We start from the raw sequence: 17,015 nt of genomic DNA, 5'->3' as shown, positions 1-17,015 counted from the left end.
CTCCGCGGACGATGGGCGGCACGGACCGAGGAGGACGCCATGACCGGAACGATCGACACGCCGATGGACCCGACGACACTCGACATGGACAGGGTGGGTGAGTTCGCCCAGCAGGTGGGCGGGATGCTGGCCGGCGGGGCGACCGCCGCGATGATGGTGGTCGGTGACCGGGTCGGGCTCTACGCAGCCATGGCCGATGGCCGGGCGACGACGTCGGGCGAGCTGGCCGAGCGCACCGGGCTGTCGGAGCGGTACGTACGTGAATGGCTCGCGCAGCAGGCCGCGGTCGGTTTCGTCGTGTACTCGGCGGAGGGCGAGACCTTCACCCTCCCGCCGGAGCATGCCGCCGTCCTGGCCACGGACGACTCCCCGGCGAGCATGATCGGAGCCGCCGGGCTCATCACGGGCATGCACCGCCGGACGGAGCAGGTGGGTGACGCCTTCCGCACCGGGAGGGGCATCCCCTGGGGCGAGCAGGATACGGCGACCTTCGAGTCGACGGAGCGCTTCTTCCGGGTGGGCTACCGGGCCAACCTCGTCGACCAGTGGGTCCCGGCCCTGACCGGGGTGGAGGAGAAGCTGCGAGCGGGTGCCACCCTCGTCGACGTCGGGTGCGGCCACGGGGCGCCGCTGCTGGTGCTCGCCGAGGCATTTCCCCGGTCCCGGTTCATCGGGTACGACGTGCACGCGGGGTCGGTGGAGGTCGCCCGGCAGCGAGCGGCCGAGGCCGGTCTGGCCGACCGGACGCGCTTCGAGGTCAGCGACTGCCACGGGTACCGGGACGAGGGGGTCGACGTCATCGCCTTCTTCGACGCCTTCCACGACCTCGGCGACCCCGTCGGCGCGGCAGCGCACGCCCGCCGGGCGCTGGCCGCGGACGGCACCCTCGTGCTCGTGGAGCCGCGCGCCGGTGACGACCTCGCCACGACCCTGGCCACCGTGCCGCTGGCGCCGATCAGCTTCGCGGCCTCGACCTTCATGTGCACGCCCAACTCCCTCTCCCAGCCCGTCGGGCTGGCCCTGGGTGCCGGGGCGGGCGCGCGCAGGTTGCGCGAGGTGCTGCAGCAGGCCGGCTTCGGCTCGGTCCGGGTGGCCGCCGAGAGCGACGTCAACCTCGTCATGGAGGCCTCACCGACCCCCTGACCGACGCTGCACACACACCTTGGCCGTCGGCCACCGCGCCTGACGTCGTAGGTTGACCGCATGGACCAGCGCCCGCACGCCGACGTCCCCGGGATGACGCTCCCGTCCCCGCGGACCCCCGACCCCACCACCGGGCCCCGCCTGCGCTGGGGCCTGCTCGGCGCGGGCTGGATCGCCTCGCAGATGGCCTTCTCCCTCAGCGGCACCACGCAGGAGGTCGTCGCCGTCGGTTCCCGCGACGGGGAGCGGGCGCGGGCCTTCGTCGCCGAGCACGCCCCCGGCGCCCGCGCCCACGCGGACTACCCCTCGCTCGTCGCCGACCCGGACGTCGACGTCGTCTACGTCGCCAGCCCGCACAGCGAGCACCTCGAGCACGCACTGCTGGCGATCGCGGCCGGCAAGCACGTCCTCGTCGAGAAGCCGATGGCACCCACCGCCGACGAGGCCCGGCAGATCGTCGCGGCCGCCCGCGAGGCGGGTGTCTTCTGCATGGAGGCGATGTGGACGCGCTTCCTGCCGCACGTCGACGTGCTGCGGCAGGTGCTCGATCTCGGGCTGCTCGGTGAGGTGAGCACGGTGCTCGCCGACCACGGCATCCGGCTGTGGCCGGACGGTCCCCGGCGCCTCTCCGACCCGGCCCTCGCGGGAGGGGCCATGCTCGACCTGGGCATCTACCCGCTGTCCTTCGCCTCGCTCACCCTCGGCGGGCTCGAGCGAACCACGGGGCTGGGTGACGTGACCGACCTCGGCGTCGACCGGCGCTTCGCCTTCGTGGCCCAGGGGCCGAGCGGCGCGGTCGCCTCCCTCTCGACCGACATGTCCGCGAGCACCCCGACGACGGCCTCGGTCAACGGCACGTGGGCCCGCCTCGAGCTGGAGACGAAGTTCTACATGCCGACGACGATGCGCCTCGTCGGCGCCGACGGGGTCGTGCTCGACACGATGACCGGCGACCCGATCGAGCAGCACCGCGGGCTGCGCCACGAGGCGGTCGAGGTGGCGCTGCGCGTGGCCGCCGGCGAGACCGAGTCACCGGTCATGCCGCTCGACGAGACCGTGACGATCCTGGCGGTCATGGACGAGCTGCTCGGCTCCCTTCGGCGGTGAGCGGCAGGTAGCCGGAGAGGTCGGTGCGCTGACCGCTGACCCGGACGCTCCCTTCGTCGACCGCCTCGGACCACGTGCGGTCACCGACCGCGAGCGCCAGCCACGTCTGCGGGTCGGTCTCGACGACAGCCGGTGGGGTCCCGCGGGTGTGCACCGGGCCCTCCACGCACTGCGTCGCGGCGAAGGGGGGCACCCGCACCTCGACGCTGCGGCCGGGGGCGCGCTGGGCGAGCTCCTCCATCGTGTAGCGCACGGCGGTCGCGAGGGTGGCCCGCTCCACGGCGGTCGGCTCCTGCGCCCCGGCCCACGCGCGCAGTGCGGTCCGACCGGTGTCCACGGGGATCCGCCGTCGTGCAGCCATGGCCCCAGTCTCCCACCGCCGATCATTCATCTCCCCGCAAGCCCCCGGACGCCCTTCGTCCTGCGAGAGCCACCCGGATGCGGCACAGTCCTTCGCGTGCGCCGCTCGCGGGCGCACCACGCCACTGCTCTCGGGAGGACACCCATGCCCATCACGTCACGGGGTGCGTCGCTGCTCGCCGGTGCGAGCGCGACCATCGCGCTCGTCGCCACCGGCGGCGCCGCCCACGCCGCGGACCCGGTCGACCCGGGCGGGATCGACCCGGCCCTCACGGCCATCAACCTGCTCAACATCAACGACTTCCACGGCCGCATCGACGGCAACGGCACCGGCGCCCTCGGCAAGAACGTCGCCTGCACCATCGAGTCGGCCAAGTCCTCGCTCGGTGAGGAGAGCACGATGCTGCTGTCCTCGGGCGACAACATCGGGGCCTCCCCCTTCGTCTCCTCCTCGCAGCAGGACACCCCGACGATCGAGTTCCTCGACGCGCTCGACCTGCGGGCGAGCGCCGTCGGCAACCACGAGTTCGACGGCGGCTTCGCCGACCTGACGGGACGGGTGGCCGACACGGCCGACTTCGACCACCTCGGCGCGAACGTCTACGCGGCCGGCACGACCACCCCGGCGCTGGACGAGTACTCGATCCAGAGCATCAACGGGCTCGACGTCGCCGTCATCGGCGCCGTCACCGAGGAGACGTCCTCGCTCGTCTCGCCGGCCGGCATCACCGAGATCGAGTTCGGCGACCCGGTCGCGGCCGTCAACCGGGTCGCCGCGCAGCTGAGCGACGGCGACGCCGCCAATGGCGAGGCCGATGTCCTCCTCGCCGAGTACCACGAGGGCGCCACCGCCGGCACGACCCTCGAGGAGCAGGTGGCGGCCGGCGGTGCCTTCGCGGACATCGTGACCAACACCTCCGGAGAGGTCGACGCGATCTTCACCGGCCACACCCACCAGGAGTACGCGTGGGACGGCGCCGACCCCGACGGCGGCACCCGCCCGGTCATCCAGTCCGGCTCCTACGGCGACCCCGTCGGCCAGGTCCAGCTGGGCTTCGACCCCGCCACCGGCGAGGTGACCGAGTACTCCGCGACCAACCTGCCCACCCTCGAGTCCTTCGACGCCTGCGCCGGTGACCCCGAGTTCGACGCGGCCGCGAGCATCGTCGACGCCGCCGTCGCCGACGCCGAGGTGATCGGCCGGGAGGTCATCGGCACGGTCTCCGACGACATCACGACCGCCGTCCCCGTCGACGACGACCGCGACGACCGGATGCGCGAGTCGACGCTGGGCAACCTCACCGCCGACATCTGGCTGGACGCGATGAACCAGGAGGGCCGCCCCGGGGCCGACATCGGCATCATGAACCCCGGCGGCCTGCGCGACGAGCTCTACTACGCACCAACCCGCGAGGAGGCCCCCGGTGAGGTGACCTTCGCCGAGGCCGCTGCGATCAACCCCTTCGCCAACACCCTGATGACCGTCGACCTCACCGGTGAGCAGTTCGTCCGGGTGCTCGAGCAGCAGTGGCAGCCGGCCGACGCGTCGCGCCCCTTCCTCAAGCTGGGCGTCTCGGAGAACGTCTCCTACACCTGGGACCCGGACGCCGCCGAGGGCGAGCGCATCACCTCCGTGACGGTCGACGGGGCGCCGATCGACCCGGCAGGGACGTACACCGTCACCTCCGGCTCCTTCCTCCTCAGCGGTGGCGACAACTTCACCGTCCTCGCGGAGGGGAGCAACCTCACCGACAGCGGCCTCATCGACACCGATGCCTTCGTCGACCACTTCGAGTCGCGCGAGGTCGTCGCGCCGGACTTCGCCAAGCGCGCGGTCGCGGTCGACGACCAGCCGCGCGAGCTCGTCGCCGGTGAGGAGGTCTCCTTCACCGCCTCCGGCTTCGACCTGACCTCGGTCGACGCACCGACCAGCACCGAGGTGGAGGTCCTCGCCGGGGAGACGTCCGTCGGGACCTTCCCGATCACCACCGGGCTGATCGAGGGGCTGCCGACGCGCAACGGCACCGCCGAGATCACCTTCACCGTGCCCGAGCTCGTCGGGGACGCGACGGTGACGCTCATGGCCTCGCCGAGCGGGACGACGGCGACCTTCCCCGTGACGGTGGCCGCTGCCGGGACCGAGCGCCCCGGCAAGGGCAACGCCGCCGAGCGCCCCGGCAAGGGCAACCGCCTCGGTGACCGCCCCGGCGAGGGCCGGGACGGTGACCGTCCCGGCAAGGGCAACGACACCGAGGTCCGGCCCGGCCAGGGCAACAACAGGTAGCACCCCGGCGAAGGGGGTCACGCACCAGATCGGGTGCGTGACCCCCTTCGTCCTGTCCGCCTGGGCAGGTGAGGGAGGATCAGCGGGTGGCTGGGATCGAGTTCGTGCCGGACGAGCACGGCGGGGTGACGGTGATGCGCGACGGGCACCCGCAGAGCCACGTCGACGTCGCCGACCCCGAGCACCTCGTCTTCGAGTACGTGCAGCACATGGCTGCCGCGATCGACGCGACCTTCCCCGGCCCCGACCCGATCGGGGTCACCCACGTCGGTGGGGCCGGCCTGAGCCTCCCGCGGTGGGTGCACGCCACGCGGCCCGGCTCCCCGCAGATCGTGCTCGAGCCGGACGAACGGCTCACCGCCGCCGTGCGCGAGGAGCTGCCGCTGCCGCGCGGGCACCGCATCCGGGTGCGCCCCCAGCTCGGACGCGCGGGGGTGGCCGCCCTCAAGGACGCGTCCGCGCACGTGGTGCTCGTGGACGCCTTCGACGAAGGGAGGGTCCCGCCCGACCTGCAGACGGTCGAGTTCTTCGCCGAGGTCGCCCGCGTCCTGAGGCCGGAGGGCCTGGTGGCGATGAACTGCCCGGACGAGCCGGGATGGCGGCACGTCAAGGACGTCGTCGCCGGTCTGCTGGCGGTCTTCGGTCCCTCGGGTCAGGTGGCGCTCGTCGCGATGCGCGACGTGATGAAGGGGCGGCGCTACGGCAACACCGTCCTGCTCGCCTCGCCCCGGCCGATCGACGCCGACGAGCTGCGCCGGCAGGTGGGCCGGTGGCCCTTCCCCTCCGGTGTGCTCTCCGGGCCGGCGCTGACCCGACGCACCAACGGCGGCACGCCGATCACGGACGGCGACTCCCGCCCTTCGCCGGTCGCTCCCGACCCGGGGGTCTGGCGGGCCCGCTGACCCGGCCGGGACGGGGCCCGGCCCCATGGGCCCCGATGGAGATCGAGTTGTGACCTGACCCACACGAGCCGCTGATAAGGTCACGCCTGCCCCTGCTCTCCCGGCGGGCGACACGCACTTCAGGGGTGATGCGCGGGGCGAGCCGCGACGGTCGACCGACCGGGACGACCTCGCCCCTCGACCATCTCGTCGAACCATATGCTGCACCCACGCTTGCGATCCATTGACCCATGAAAGGCGGCTCCCATGCGAGCACGACTTCCCCTCGCTCTCCTCGCAGCCTCCACGCTGGCCCTGACGGCCTGCGGCGGAAGCAGCGACGACTCCGGCGGTGGCGGCGACGATGCCGGCCTCGGCCTCATCCAGTCCGGGACCCTCACGGTGTGCTCCGACATCCCCTACCCGCCCTTCGAGTTCGAGAAGGACGGCGAGTACACCGGCTTCGACATGGACCTGATGACGGAGATCGCCTCGGGGCTCGACCTCGAGCTGGAGATCAAGGACGTCGGCTTCGAGGGCCTGCAGAGCGGGTCCGCGCTGGCGGCCGGTACCTGCGACATCGGCGCGAGCGCCATGACGATCACCGAGGAGCGGGAGAAGAACCTCGACTTCTCCGAGCCGTACTACGACTCGCTCCAGTCGCTGCTCGTGCCCAAGGACTCGGACATCAAGTCCATCGAGGACCTGGCCGGCAAGACCGTCGGTGTCCAGCAGGGCACCACCGGCCAGAAGTACGCCCAGGACAACGTCCCCGAGGACACCGAGACCAAGGCCTACCCGAGCGACGCCGAGCTCTTCCCGGCACTTCAGTCCGGTGGCGTCGACGCCGTCCTGCAGGACCTCCCGGTGAACATCCTGCACACCGACGAGGGCGCCTTCACCATCGTCGAGGAGTACGACACCGACGAGCAGTACGGCTTCGCCGTCAAGGAGGAGGGCAGCGAGGAGCTGCTCACGGCGGTCGACAAGGAGCTGGCCTCGCTGCGCGACAGCGGCAAGTACCAGGAGATCTACGACACGTACTTCACCGAGAAGTGATCCACCTGTGGCCCGGGTCCCGCACCCGGGCCACAGCCCTCGGTAGGTAACCACCGGAAGGTCAACACGTGAAACCCTCCACCCGCAGACGCCTGTTCCGCGGAACCCTCTACGCCCTCTTCGTGGTGGCGGTCGTCCTCGTCCTCCTCGTGGCCGACTGGGAAGCAGCCCGCAACAGCTTCCTCGACGCGGGCTCGGCGCAGGCCTCCTGGCCGGTGATCGTGACCACCGCGGCCAAGAACACCGTCCTCTACACCTTCATCGCCTTCCTCGGCGGACTGGCGCTCGGCCTCGTCCTCGCCCTGATGAAGCTCTCGCCGGTCGCGCCCTACCGCTGGGTGTCGACGGCCTACATCGAGCTCTTCCGCGGGCTGCCGGCCCTGCTGGTGATCTTCGGCTTCGCCTTCGCCGTCCCGGTCGCCTTCAACTGGCGGCCCCCGGGCGGCAGCGTCGGTGCCGGTCTGCTGGCCCTGATCATCGTCTCCGCCGCCTACATCGCCGAAACCATCCGCGCGGGCATCCAGGCCGTCCCGAAGGGGCAGGTCGAGGCCGCGAAGTCGCTGGGCATGAGCCCCACCTGGACGATGGTCTCGGTCGTGCTGCCGCAGGCCTTCCGGATCATCACGCCACCGCTGACCAACGAGCTGGTGATCATCATCAAGGACACCTCGCTGCTCTTCATGGCCGGCATGGCACTCGGGGACCGCGAGCTGACGACCTTCGCCCGCGACATGGTCTCGCAGACCGCCAGTGCGACCCCGCTGCTCATGGCGGCCGCGGGCTACCTGGTCATCACGCTGCCGCTGACCCAGCTGGTGGCGTACATGGAACGACGTCAGAAGATGGGACAGTGAGCCCGGTGAGCGCGAACCCACGTCCGGGCGGAACCCCGGCCATCGCCGTGCGGGACCTGCACAAGTCCTTCGGCAAGAACGAGGTCCTCAAGGGCATCGACTTCCACGTCGACCAGGGTGAGGTCGTCTGCGTGATCGGCCCCTCCGGGTCGGGCAAGTCCACGCTGCTGCGCTGCGTCAACCGACTCGAGGAACCCACGAGCGGGACGATCCTCGTCGAGGGCGTCGACATCACCGACCCGGAGACCAACCTCGAGCAGGTCCGCACGCGGATCGGCATCGTCTTCCAGCAGTTCAACCTCTTCCCGCACCTGAACGTCCTGCGCAACCTCACCCTCGCCCAGAAGCGGGTCAAGGGACGCAAGACGGCCGAGGCGGAGGAAGTGGCGCGCCGCAACCTCGAGAAGGTCGGGATGGCCGGCCGGGAGAGCGCCTACCCGAACCAGCTCTCCGGGGGTCAGCAGCAGCGCATCGCCATCGCGCGGGCCCTGTCCATGGACCCGGACATGATGCTCTTCGACGAGCCGACCAGCGCACTGGACCCCGAGCTCGTCGGTGACGTCCTCGAGGTCATGCGCACGCTGGCCAACGAGGGCATGACGATGATGGTCGTCACCCACGAGATGGGCTTCGCCCGTGAGGTCGGTGACCGCCTCGTCTTCATGGACGATGGCGTCGTCGTCGAGCAGGGCGACCCCCGGGAGATCCTGTCCAACCCGCAGGAGTCGCGCACACAGGACTTCCTGTCCAAGGTGCTCTGAACGGAGACCCGGCCCCGCCCCCTTCGCAACTGCTTAGGCTCCTGCGTCGCCGGTGCGCAACTGCTTAGGCTCCTGCGAAGTGCGGGGGTGTCAGGTGTGGGTCAGGCGCGCGATGACCGAGGGGAGGTCCGCCATGTCGTCGATGATCGCGTCCGAGTCGTCCAGCCAGTGATGGGGGGTGATGTCGCTGAAGTAACCCACGACCGTCATCCCGGCCGCGCGCGCGGCCTCCACACCGGCCCTGCTGTCCTCGACGACGACGCACCGCTCGGGCGCGAAGCCCATCGACTCGGCGGCGGCGAGGAAGACGTCCGGGGCCGGCTTGCCGTGCTCGACCTGCTCGGCACTGAAGCGGGCCTCCTCGGGGAAGAGGTCGACCAGTCCGGCGGTGGTCAGCTTGCTGCCGATGGCCCGCCGGATCGACCCCGAGGCGACGCACACCGCGTGCCCGACGTCCTGGACGGCGACGACGGCCTCCCGCGCACCCTCGATCGGCTCGAGCCGCTCGTGGCTGCGCGCGAACTCCGCGCGCCACCGCCTCTCCCACTCGGGGTCCGGGACCGCTCCGGTCATCTCGGCCATCGTGACCCGGTTGTCGGCGTAGGCCTTGCCGACGAAGGCCTGCACGGCATCGTCCTCGGTGAAGTCGACGCCGGCGTCGATCATCATCGCGGTCCACGTCTGGATGTTGAGCCGCTCGCTGTCGACGAGCACGCCGTCGCAGTCGAAGACGACCAGCCAGCCCGAACCCACCGCGCTCACCCGAAGTACCGGCCCATCGTCCCCGTGTGCGCCATGCGCATCTCGTCGAACGGCAGGGAGAGGACGTCCTGGACCCGCAGGTCGGTGCCATCGGTGACACCGAGCCGGGCCATCGGCACGCCGTGCGTCTCGGCCACGGCGACGAGGTCGGCCAGGTCGCTCTCGGAGGAGACCGTGACCAGCGCACGAGCCGTGGACTCGGAGTACATGGCGGTGAAGGCATCGATGCCGTCCCGCTCGAGGACCGGTGCCAGGTCGACCGCGGCGCCGGTGCCGCCCTGGAGCACGGACTCCGCGAGCGCGATGGCCAGACCGCCGTCGGACAGGTCGTGCGAGCTGGTGAGCAGTCCGCGCCGGACGGCCTCGACGAAGAACTCCGCGAGGGCCTTCTCCGCGGCCAGGTCGACCTTGGGGGGTCGCCCGCCGATGTGGCCGTGGATCGCGTTGGCCCACTCGCCGCCGTCGAGCTCCTCCCGGGTCTCGCCGAGGAGGAGGACGATCTCGCCCGCCGCCGTGAAGCCGGACCCCACCGCGGTGGCGACGTCGTCGAGGACGCCGAGGACGCCGACGACGGGCGTCGGGTGGATGGCGGTCTCGCCGGTCTGGTTGTAGAACGAGACGTTGCCGCCGGTGACCGGGATCCCCAGCTCGCTGCAGGCGTCGAAGAGACCGGCCACGGACTGCTCGAACTGCCACATCACGCCCGGGTCCTCGGGCGAGCCGAAGTTGAGGCAGTCGGTGACGGCCAGCGGCAGCGCCCCGGCGACGGCGACATTGCGGTAGGACTCGGCCAGCGCCAGCTGCGCACCGGCGTAGGGGTCGAGCCGGCCGAAGCGGCCGTTGCAGTCCGTGGAGACGGCGACGCCGAGACCGGACTCCTCGTCGATGCGCACGATGCCGGAGTCGTGGGGCATGGCCTGCTTGGTGTTGCCCAGGACGTAGCGGTCGTACTGGTCGGTGATCCAGGACTTGTCGCACAGGTTGGGCGAGGCGAGCAGGTCGAGCAGCGTCCGACCGTGGTCGTCCGGGCGCGGGAGGGCGGAGCTGGAGTCCGCCCGGACCGCGTCGATCCAGTCGGGCCGGGCGATCGGGCGGTGGTAGACCGGGCCCTCGTGGGCGACGGTGCCCGGCTCGACGTCGACGACGGTCTCGCCGTGCCAGGTGATGACGAGGCGGTCGCCGTCGGTGACCTCGCCGAGGACGGCGGCCTCGACGTCCCAGCGGCCGGTGATCCGCAGGAAGTCGTCGAGCTTGTCGGGGGCGACGATCGCCATCATCCGCTCCTGCGACTCCGACATGAGGATCTCCTCGGGGGAGAGCGTGGAGTCGCGCAGCGGGACGCGGTCGAGCTCGACGTGCATGCCGCCGTCACCGGCGGACGCGAGCTCGGAGGTGGCGCACGAGAGGCCGCCACCACCGAGGTCCTGGATGCCCTCGACGACGCCCGCGGCGTAGAGGTCGAGGCAGCACTCGATGAGGACCTTCTCGGCGAAGGGGTCGCCGACCTGGACGGCCGGGCGCTTGGTAGGCCCGCCCTCGTCGAAGGACTCGGAGGCGAGGACGGAGACGCCGCCGATGCCGTCGCCGCCGGTCTTGGCACCGAAGAGGATGACCTTGTTGCCGGTGCCCGACGCGTTGGCCAGGTGCAGGTCCTCGTGACGCAGCCGTCCTACGCACAGGGCGTTGACGAGCGGGTTGCCCTGGTAGCAGTCGTCGAAGACGGCCTCGCCACCGATGTTGGGCAGACCGAGGGAGTTGCCGTAGCCACCGACGCCCTTGACGACGCCGGGCAGGACGCGGGCGGTGTCCGGGTGGTCGATCGCACCGAAGCGAAGGGGGTCCATCACCGCGACCGGGCGGGCGCCCATCGCCATGATGTCGCGGACGATGCCGCCGATGCCGGTGGCCGCGCCCTGGTAGGGCTCGATGTAGCTCGGGTGGTTGTGCGACTCGACCTTGAAGGTCACCGCCCAGCCCTGCCCGATGTCGATGACGCCGGCGTTCTCGCCGATGCCCGCGAGCGTCTTGCCCAGCGGGGTCTCCGCCGGCAGGTCACCGAAGCGCCGCAGGTGGACCTTGGAGGACTTGTAGCTGCAGTGCTCGGACCACATGACCGAGTACATCGCCAGCTCCGCGCTGGTGGGGCGCCGGTCGAGGATGTCGCGGATGCGCTCGTACTCGTCCTGCTTCAGGCCGAGCTCGGCCCACGGCTGGGCGGTGTCCGGGGTCGTGCCGGCCTTGTCGACGGTGTCGAGGGCGCTCACGGACTGCTGGCTCATGTCGGTCTCGCTCACGCGGACACCACCTGCTCGAGGACGGACGTGAAGACGGTGCGGCCGTCGAGTCCCGGGCCAAAGCCCTCCTCGACGGCGTGCTCGGGGTGCGGCATGAGGCCGACCACGTTGCCGCGCTCGTTGCTGATGCCGGCGATGTCACGTGAGGAGCCGTTGGGGTTGACGCCGACGTAGCGGAAGGCGACCTGCCCCTCCCCCTCGAGGCGGTCGAGGGTCTCCCTGTCGGCGACGAACTGGCCGTCCTGGTTCTTCAGGACCACGGTGATCTCCTGGTCGGCCTCGAAACCGGTCGTCCACGCCGTCGCGGCGTTCTCGACGCGCAGGACCTGGTCCCGGCAGAGGAACCTGCGGTGGTCGTTCTGGATCATCGATCCCGGCAGGAGGTGGCACTCGGTGAGGATCTGGAAGCCGTTGCAGATCCCGAGGACCGGCAGACCCCCCTTCGCTGCCGTGATGACCTCGCCCATGACCGGGGCGAAGCGGGCGATGGCACCGGCGCGCAGGTAGTCCCCGTAGGAGAACCCGCCCGGGATGACGACCGCGTCGACCGAGTGGAGGTCCGCGTCGCCGTGCCAGAGGGCGAGCGGCTCGCCGCCGGCGATGCGCACGGCGCGGCGGGCGTCGGCGTCGTCGAGGCTGCCGGGGAAGGTGATGACGCCGATCTTCACGCGCCCGCCCCGGTGATCGGAGCCTGCTCGGGCTCGTCCGTCGTCAGCTCGTGGACGTTGACGACGTCCTCGATGACCGGGTTGGACAGGAGTGTCTCGGCGGCCTCGCGGGCGCTGGCAAGGTGCGTCTCGGTGACCTCGCCGTCGACGGAGAGCACGAAGCGCTTCCCCTGCCGCACGTCGGTGAACTGGTCCAGCCCCAGGCGCGGCAGCGCACCGCGCACGGCCTGGCCCTGGGGATCGAGGATCTCGGGCTTGAGCATGACGTCGACGACGATGCGTCCCACGGGGCGTCTCCTGGGTGCGAAGGGGGGTGCGTCCGCCGAAGAGTCTAGTTGGCCCGACCCCGGCTCACCCCTGCGGTTCGATCCTCGGCAGGATGGGGCCATGAGCAGCCGCTACACCGACCTCGTCCGACTCCTGCTCCGGCACGCCCGCAGCGACCTGCTGGCCGGGGCGCAGGTGGACGGCCTCACCGAGGGCGACGACCTGCCCGAGGGCTCCGACGCACGGGCGCAGGCCTTCGCCAACGACCTCGAGAAGATGGGCCCGACATACATCAAGATGGGCCAGCTGCTCTCGACGCGCTTCGACCTGCTGCCTCCGTCGTACACCGACGCGCTCACCCGACTGCAGGACACGGTCGAGCCCTTCCCCTTCGACGAGGTCCGCGAGATCGTCGAGGGAGAGCTCGGGACGCGGATCAAGGACGCCTTCGCCTTCTTCGACGAGGAGCCGCTCGCGGCGGCCTCGCTCGGGCAGGTGCACCGGGCGACGACCCGCTCGGGCCGCGACGTCGTCGTCAAGGTGCAGCGCCCGGACGTGCGGGCGACGATCCGCGGCGACATGGACGTGCTGGACAAGGTCACCGGTCTCGTCGACAAGCACACCAGCGTCGGCAGCTCCTACGGCCTCAACCAGCTGCTCCACCAGTTCCGGCGCTCGCTCGTCGACGAGCTCGACTACCGCCGGGAGGCACGCAACCTGCTGCGGTTCATCGAGCTGACCGGTGAGCACGACCGGCTGGTCGTGCCCGAGCCCCTGCTGCAGCTGACGACGACGCGGGTGCTGACGATGGAGCACATCGAGGGCCGCAAGGTGACCGATCTGGGACCGCTGGCACTCATCGACCTCGACGCCCGGCCGCTCGTGGAGCAGCTCTTCCACTGCTACCTGCAGATGATCCTCGACGACGGCGTGCTGCACGCCGACCCCCACCCCGGCAACCTGCTGGTCACCGAGGACGGGCGGCTCGCGCTGCTCGACCTGGGGATGATCGCGACCGTGCCGCAACGCGTGCAGACGCACGTGACCAAGCTGCTGCTCGCGATCAACGACGGGGACGGGGAGGAGGCCGCCGCCGTCCTGGGCGACATGGGGCACGCGCTCGACGACTACGACGCGGCCGGCTTCCGCGACGACGTCGCCCACCTGGTCAGCGAGGCCATGGCCAGCGGCCCCGACCTCGAGGCCGGTCGGCTGCTCGTCGAGCTCTCCCGCCTCTCCGGGACCCACGGGCTGCGCCCGCCGGCCGAGATGGCGATGATCGGCAAGGCCCTGCTCAACCTCGACCAGACCACCTCGCACCTCGACCCGGACTTCTCCCCGGCCGACGCGATCCGTGACAACGTCTCCGACATCTTCGCCTCGTCGCTGAAGACCTCCCCCGGAGGCCTGCTCGCCGCCGCGATCGAGGCCAAGGAGTTCACCGCGCACCTGCCCAAGCGGGCCAACCGGATCCTCGACTCGCTCGCCCGCGGCGAGATGCGCCTGCACGTCGACGCGATCGACGAGCAGCGGCTGCACCTGGTGCTCCAGCGCATCGCCAACCGGCTCACCCTCGGCCTGATCATCGCGGCGACGATCATCGGTGCCGCGATGATGATGCGCGTGGAGACCGAGGTGACCTTCCTGGGCTTCCCGGCGATCGCGATGCTCTTCTTCGTCGTCGCCGTGCTGGCGGCGGTCGCGCTCGGCGTCCACATCGTGCTCACCGACCGCAAGGTCGCCCGGTACCACCCCTCGTCGCAGGACGACCAGTGACCGACCCGCCCGACCGGTTGTGCATCGATTCCACCGGCGCACCCGGTGGACCCACCCGGGGCGTCAACGGCCGGCGGCGGAGGAGCCGGTCTCCCTCGCCACCGAGGCGAAGGGCGAGAGCTTGAGCCACCGCCGCAGGGCGCGGCGAAGGTCGGTCGGGCCCTCGAGGGTGACCCCGCCGCTGCTTAGGGCACTGCTCCAGTCGAGGTCGCCGCGCCAGACGTGCACGAGGGTCGGAAGGTCGCAGACCACGCGCACGTCGACGGGAAAGCCGGGATCGAAGTCGCACAGGTCGACCAGTCCCCGGTCCTCGACGACGATCCACCAGTCCCGGTGGGCGGCCTCGACATCCGGGAACGTGAAACCCAGCACCACCCTGCCACCCGGCATCGCATCGAGGTCGAGGTTGCGGTGGACGTCCCACATGAGCAGCGTTGGGTCGAAGTCCTCCTCGCCCAGCTGGCTGCGCCATTGCACGCCCCACTCCCCGAGAGCCATGACCACGGGGCCCAGCGCCCTGCCGCCAGGGGTCAGCTCGTAGCGGATCCGGTTGCCGTCGTCACGGCGGAGCACGATCCCCGCCTTGGCGAGACTGCGCAGGCGCTTGGACAGGAGCGCGGGTGACATCCGAGGCACGCCGCGCCGCAGCTCGTTGAAGTGGTGGCTGCCGCACAACAACTCCCGCACGATCAGCACGGTCCACCGCTCGTCCAGGACCTCCATCGTCTTGGCGATGGGGCAGAACTGGCCGTATCCCGCCATTGGCCCCGCCTCCTCCGGTGGTGTCGACGCTACTCGCGCCCCGGGACGTCGCCAAGTACAGATCGTGTAGCGGTTCGGTACAGACCCGGAACTATCCCGCGACCACGGGTGAGCAGGACGCTGGAACGACCGACCAGCACGCAGGAGGCTCGCCATGACGACGACAGGAATGACCCCCACGGAGACCACGACCGGACCCACGGTCCCGGAGCAGGCAGGCGTCCTGCAGACCCACCTGGCCGGGTACATGGCCACCCGCGTCCTGCAGATAGGCCTGACGTCCGGCCTGCTGCGGGCCATCGCCGCCAATCCGTCGGTGACGCCGGACACGCTCGCGGACGCTCTGGGCATGGATGACCTCTACGTGTCCGTCTGGTGCCGGGCCGCCTTCGGTGCCGGCGTCCTCGACCGCAGCGGCGACGGGTACACGCTCGCCCCGCACATGGAGATGCTGCTCTTCGACGAGTCCTCGCCTGCCTTCGTCGGCGGCATGGTCATGGCAGTGGCGCAGCCGGAGATGTTCGGACGCTTCGCGGAGAACCTCACGACCGGCGAACGGATGTGGTGGGACGAGACGAGCCCCGAGTGGATCGCCTCGGTCGAGCGCACGGGCCGGCCGTTCTACACGCGCCTCCTCGGCGCCGGGCTGGCGCAGGTTCCCGGGCTGGAGGACGCGCTGCACGCCGGCGGCCGGGTCCTGGACACCGCCTGCGGAGCGGGGGTCGGCGTGGTCCGGCTCGCGACGACCTATCCCGAGGCGACGGTCATGGGCGTGGACGGGGACGCGCACTCGATCGGCCGCGCCCGGGAAGCAGTGGACTCGGCCGGCCTCACCGACCGGATCGAGCTCGTCGTCAGCCCACTCGAGGACATGACCCTCGACGAGCCGGTCGACGTGGTCATCAACAACATCTCCATGCACGAGTGCCGTGACATCGATCGGGTCACCGAGCGGGTGCGCGCCGCGCTCAAGCCGGGAGGGTGGTTCGTCATCTCCGACTTCCCCTTCCCGGACACGGACGAAGGACTGCGGTCCGTCCCCGGGCGGCTGATGTCGGGAGTGCAGTTCTTCGAGGCGCAGATCGACGACCAGCTGCTGCCGCGCGTGGCCTACGACGAGCTGCTCACCCGGCACGGTTTCACCGAGCTGGGCTGGTTCCAGCTCAACCCGGTGCACGCGGTGACCCACGGTCGTCGACCCGTCTGAGGTGCCGCTGGGCGCGGTGTGGACGCACTCAGGTCCAGCGCCGCGCCAGCTCCCTCACCACCGTGAGGTTGCGGTTCGTCGCGACGCCCAGGTCGCGCTCGACGGCGGCGGGCAGCTTCGCGGCGTGGTAGGCCCCGCCCTCGGCGACCATGAGGTGCACGGTGCGGCCGCGGACCACGGCGGTCTCCCCCTTCGCCTCCCGTGCGGTGAAGGCTGCGACCGCCTCCGCGCCCGGCTCCTCCCTGAGGAAGGAGACGTAGTGCGCCCCGACGGCGAAGGGGGCCTCCCCCGCCACCGCGTCGGCCTCCACGGCGACGCCCGCCAGCTCGTCGAGCGTGAGCACGACGGTGGGCACCTCGAACCCACGGTCGGCGGCGAAGGACCGCTCGAGCGTCCGCGCCACCGCCTCCGTCGAGCGCTGCCGGCTCGTCAGCAGCACGTTGCCGGTGTTGAGGTGCACCTGCACCCCGGTGCCGACCGACTCGACGACGCGCTGCAGGTCGGCCTTGGGGAACTTCCGGCGGGCGCCGAGGTTGATCGCCCGGAGGAAGGCGACGTAGGCGGGCATGTCAGCCAGTCTCGCGAACTTTGAACTCGGAAACTACACCCGCCGACCTACGGAGACCGACGGCCGGACCCTGCTACCGCAAAGGGAGCAGTGTGCCCGACTAAACCGTCGGACGTTCTGCACGACGAGCACATCGTCCTGACCTCCCGATCTCCACGCGAGGGCTACAACGCCGAAGCGGTGACCACAGCCGAGGCGCTATCGAGCATCCGATCCAGTGGACTTGAGCGCTTGGAGAGTCCACCTCGGCCACACGGTCGTG

Annotated in this window: 16 protein-coding genes; 9 read left to right on the top strand and 7 right to left on the bottom strand. The window is 71.0% G+C overall.

The features are described from left to right. The first annotated feature begins 39 nt into the window (after window positions 1-39). Window positions 40-1,143: a class I SAM-dependent methyltransferase gene (locus O9K63_RS13695; RefSeq protein ID WP_277238703.1), complete on the top strand. Its 1,104-nt coding sequence runs from the start codon at window positions 40-42 to the stop codon at window positions 1,141-1,143. A gap of 60 nt (window positions 1,144-1,203) precedes the next feature. Then, window positions 1,204-2,250, top strand: coding sequence for a Gfo/Idh/MocA family protein (locus O9K63_RS13690; protein ID WP_277238702.1), 1,047 nt, complete (start codon window positions 1,204-1,206; stop codon window positions 2,248-2,250). Here O9K63_RS13690 and O9K63_RS13685 read toward each other — a convergent pair. Next, window positions 2,216-2,611, bottom strand: a complete 396-nt coding sequence (locus O9K63_RS13685; RefSeq protein ID WP_277238701.1) for a sterol carrier family protein — start codon at window positions 2,609-2,611, stop codon at window positions 2,216-2,218. The two genes, O9K63_RS13690 and O9K63_RS13685, sit on opposite strands and share 35 nt — an antisense overlap. Before the next feature lie 144 nt (window positions 2,612-2,755). On the opposite strand from O9K63_RS13685, the gene O9K63_RS13680 reads away from it, so the two are divergent. The 5 genes from O9K63_RS13680 (at window position 2,756) to O9K63_RS13660 (ending at window position 8,449) form a co-directional block, all read left to right on the top strand. Continuing rightward, window positions 2,756-4,894, top strand: a complete 2,139-nt coding sequence (locus O9K63_RS13680) for a bifunctional metallophosphatase/5'-nucleotidase (RefSeq protein WP_277238699.1) — start codon at window positions 2,756-2,758, stop codon at window positions 4,892-4,894. An 86-nt stretch (window positions 4,895-4,980) separates the two neighbouring features. Then, window positions 4,981-5,796: a spermidine synthase gene (locus O9K63_RS13675; RefSeq protein ID WP_277238698.1), complete on the top strand. Its 816-nt coding sequence runs from the start codon at window positions 4,981-4,983 to the stop codon at window positions 5,794-5,796. 246 nt (window positions 5,797-6,042) lie between these two features. After that, window positions 6,043-6,834, top strand: a complete 792-nt coding sequence (locus O9K63_RS13670) for a basic amino acid ABC transporter substrate-binding protein (RefSeq protein WP_277238696.1) — start codon at window positions 6,043-6,045, stop codon at window positions 6,832-6,834. A gap of 68 nt (window positions 6,835-6,902) precedes the next feature. Continuing rightward, the gene (locus tag O9K63_RS13665) at window positions 6,903-7,688 is read left to right on the top strand and encodes an amino acid ABC transporter permease (protein ID WP_277238694.1); all 786 of its coding nucleotides are present in this window, start codon (window positions 6,903-6,905) and stop codon (window positions 7,686-7,688) included. A 5-nt stretch (window positions 7,689-7,693) separates the two neighbouring features. Beyond that, window positions 7,694-8,449, top strand: coding sequence for an amino acid ABC transporter ATP-binding protein (locus O9K63_RS13660; protein ID WP_277238692.1), 756 nt, complete (start codon window positions 7,694-7,696; stop codon window positions 8,447-8,449). Window positions 8,450-8,539: 90 nt separating this feature from the next. Here the strand turns inward: O9K63_RS13660 and O9K63_RS13655 are convergent, their stop codons facing one another. Genes O9K63_RS13655 through purS form a run of 4 tightly spaced genes read right to left on the bottom strand, consistent with a single transcriptional unit; the run spans window position 8,540 to window position 12,460 of the window. Further along, window positions 8,540-9,211, bottom strand: coding sequence for an HAD family hydrolase (locus O9K63_RS13655; protein ID WP_277238690.1), 672 nt, complete (start codon window positions 9,209-9,211; stop codon window positions 8,540-8,542). After that, window positions 9,208-11,490 carry a phosphoribosylformylglycinamidine synthase subunit PurL gene (gene purL, locus O9K63_RS13650; RefSeq protein WP_277242328.1) on the bottom strand — a complete coding sequence of 761 codons (2,283 nt, stop codon included), beginning with the start codon at window positions 11,488-11,490 and terminating at the stop codon, window positions 9,208-9,210. The genes O9K63_RS13655 and purL overlap by 4 nt, the downstream gene beginning before the upstream one ends. An 11-nt stretch (window positions 11,491-11,501) precedes the next feature. Then, a complete protein-coding gene (gene purQ / locus O9K63_RS13645; protein ID WP_277238689.1) occupies window positions 11,502-12,173 on the bottom strand; it encodes a phosphoribosylformylglycinamidine synthase subunit PurQ in 672 nt (223 codons plus the stop codon). Continuing rightward, complete coding sequence (gene purS / locus O9K63_RS13640) at window positions 12,170-12,460, bottom strand: phosphoribosylformylglycinamidine synthase subunit PurS (protein ID WP_277238687.1); 291 nt, start codon at window positions 12,458-12,460, stop codon at window positions 12,170-12,172. Before purS ends, purQ begins: the two co-directional genes overlap by 4 nt. A 100-nt stretch (window positions 12,461-12,560) precedes the next feature. Here purS and O9K63_RS13635 point away from each other — a divergent pair, with 100 nt between their 5' ends. Next, entirely contained in the window at window positions 12,561-14,216 is a 1,656-nt protein-coding gene (locus O9K63_RS13635; protein ID WP_277238686.1) for an ABC1 kinase family protein, read from the top strand. A gap of 63 nt (window positions 14,217-14,279) precedes the next feature. On the opposite strand, the gene O9K63_RS13630 is transcribed toward O9K63_RS13635, so the two are convergent. Further along, window positions 14,280-14,978, bottom strand: coding sequence for a winged helix-turn-helix transcriptional regulator (locus O9K63_RS13630; RefSeq protein WP_277238684.1), 699 nt, complete (start codon window positions 14,976-14,978; stop codon window positions 14,280-14,282). A 154-nt stretch (window positions 14,979-15,132) separates the two neighbouring features. Here O9K63_RS13630 and O9K63_RS13625 point away from each other — a divergent pair, with 154 nt between their 5' ends. Beyond that, complete coding sequence (locus O9K63_RS13625; RefSeq protein ID WP_277238682.1) at window positions 15,133-16,185, top strand: class I SAM-dependent methyltransferase; 1,053 nt, start codon at window positions 15,133-15,135, stop codon at window positions 16,183-16,185. 28 nt (window positions 16,186-16,213) lie between these two features. Here O9K63_RS13625 and O9K63_RS13620 read toward each other — a convergent pair whose 3' ends face one another. After that, window positions 16,214-16,753, bottom strand: coding sequence for a DUF1697 domain-containing protein (locus tag O9K63_RS13620; RefSeq protein WP_277238681.1), 540 nt, complete (start codon window positions 16,751-16,753; stop codon window positions 16,214-16,216). Window positions 16,754-17,015 lie beyond the last annotated feature (262 nt).

Source organism: Janibacter cremeus, from assembly GCF_029395675.1.
Taxonomy (GTDB): domain Bacteria; phylum Actinomycetota; class Actinomycetes; order Actinomycetales; family Dermatophilaceae; genus Janibacter; species Janibacter cremeus_A.
Note: the sequence above shows the minus strand (reverse complement) of the source record. Positions and strands in the feature narration are given on the sequence as shown.

Coding starts and splice junctions, on each gene's coding strand:
- O9K63_RS13695 (WP_277238703.1), top strand. CDS start 40: ATGACCGGAACGATCGACACGCCGATGGACCCGACGACACTCGACATG.
- O9K63_RS13690 (WP_277238702.1), top strand. CDS start 1,204: ATGGACCAGCGCCCGCACGCCGACGTCCCCGGGATGACGCTCCCGTCC.
- O9K63_RS13685 (WP_277238701.1), bottom strand. CDS start 2,611: ATGGCTGCACGACGGCGGATCCCCGTGGACACCGGTCGGACCGCACTG.
- O9K63_RS13680 (WP_277238699.1), top strand. CDS start 2,756: ATGCCCATCACGTCACGGGGTGCGTCGCTGCTCGCCGGTGCGAGCGCG.
- O9K63_RS13670 (WP_277238696.1), top strand. CDS start 6,043: ATGCGAGCACGACTTCCCCTCGCTCTCCTCGCAGCCTCCACGCTGGCC.
- purL (WP_277242328.1), bottom strand. CDS start 11,490: ATGAGCCAGCAGTCCGTGAGCGCCCTCGACACCGTCGACAAGGCCGGC.
- O9K63_RS13635 (WP_277238686.1), top strand. CDS start 12,561: ATGAGCAGCCGCTACACCGACCTCGTCCGACTCCTGCTCCGGCACGCC.
- O9K63_RS13630 (WP_277238684.1), bottom strand. CDS start 14,978: ATGGCGGGATACGGCCAGTTCTGCCCCATCGCCAAGACGATGGAGGTC.
- O9K63_RS13625 (WP_277238682.1), top strand. CDS start 15,133: ATGACGACGACAGGAATGACCCCCACGGAGACCACGACCGGACCCACG.
- O9K63_RS13620 (WP_277238681.1), bottom strand. CDS start 16,753: ATGCCCGCCTACGTCGCCTTCCTCCGGGCGATCAACCTCGGCGCCCGC.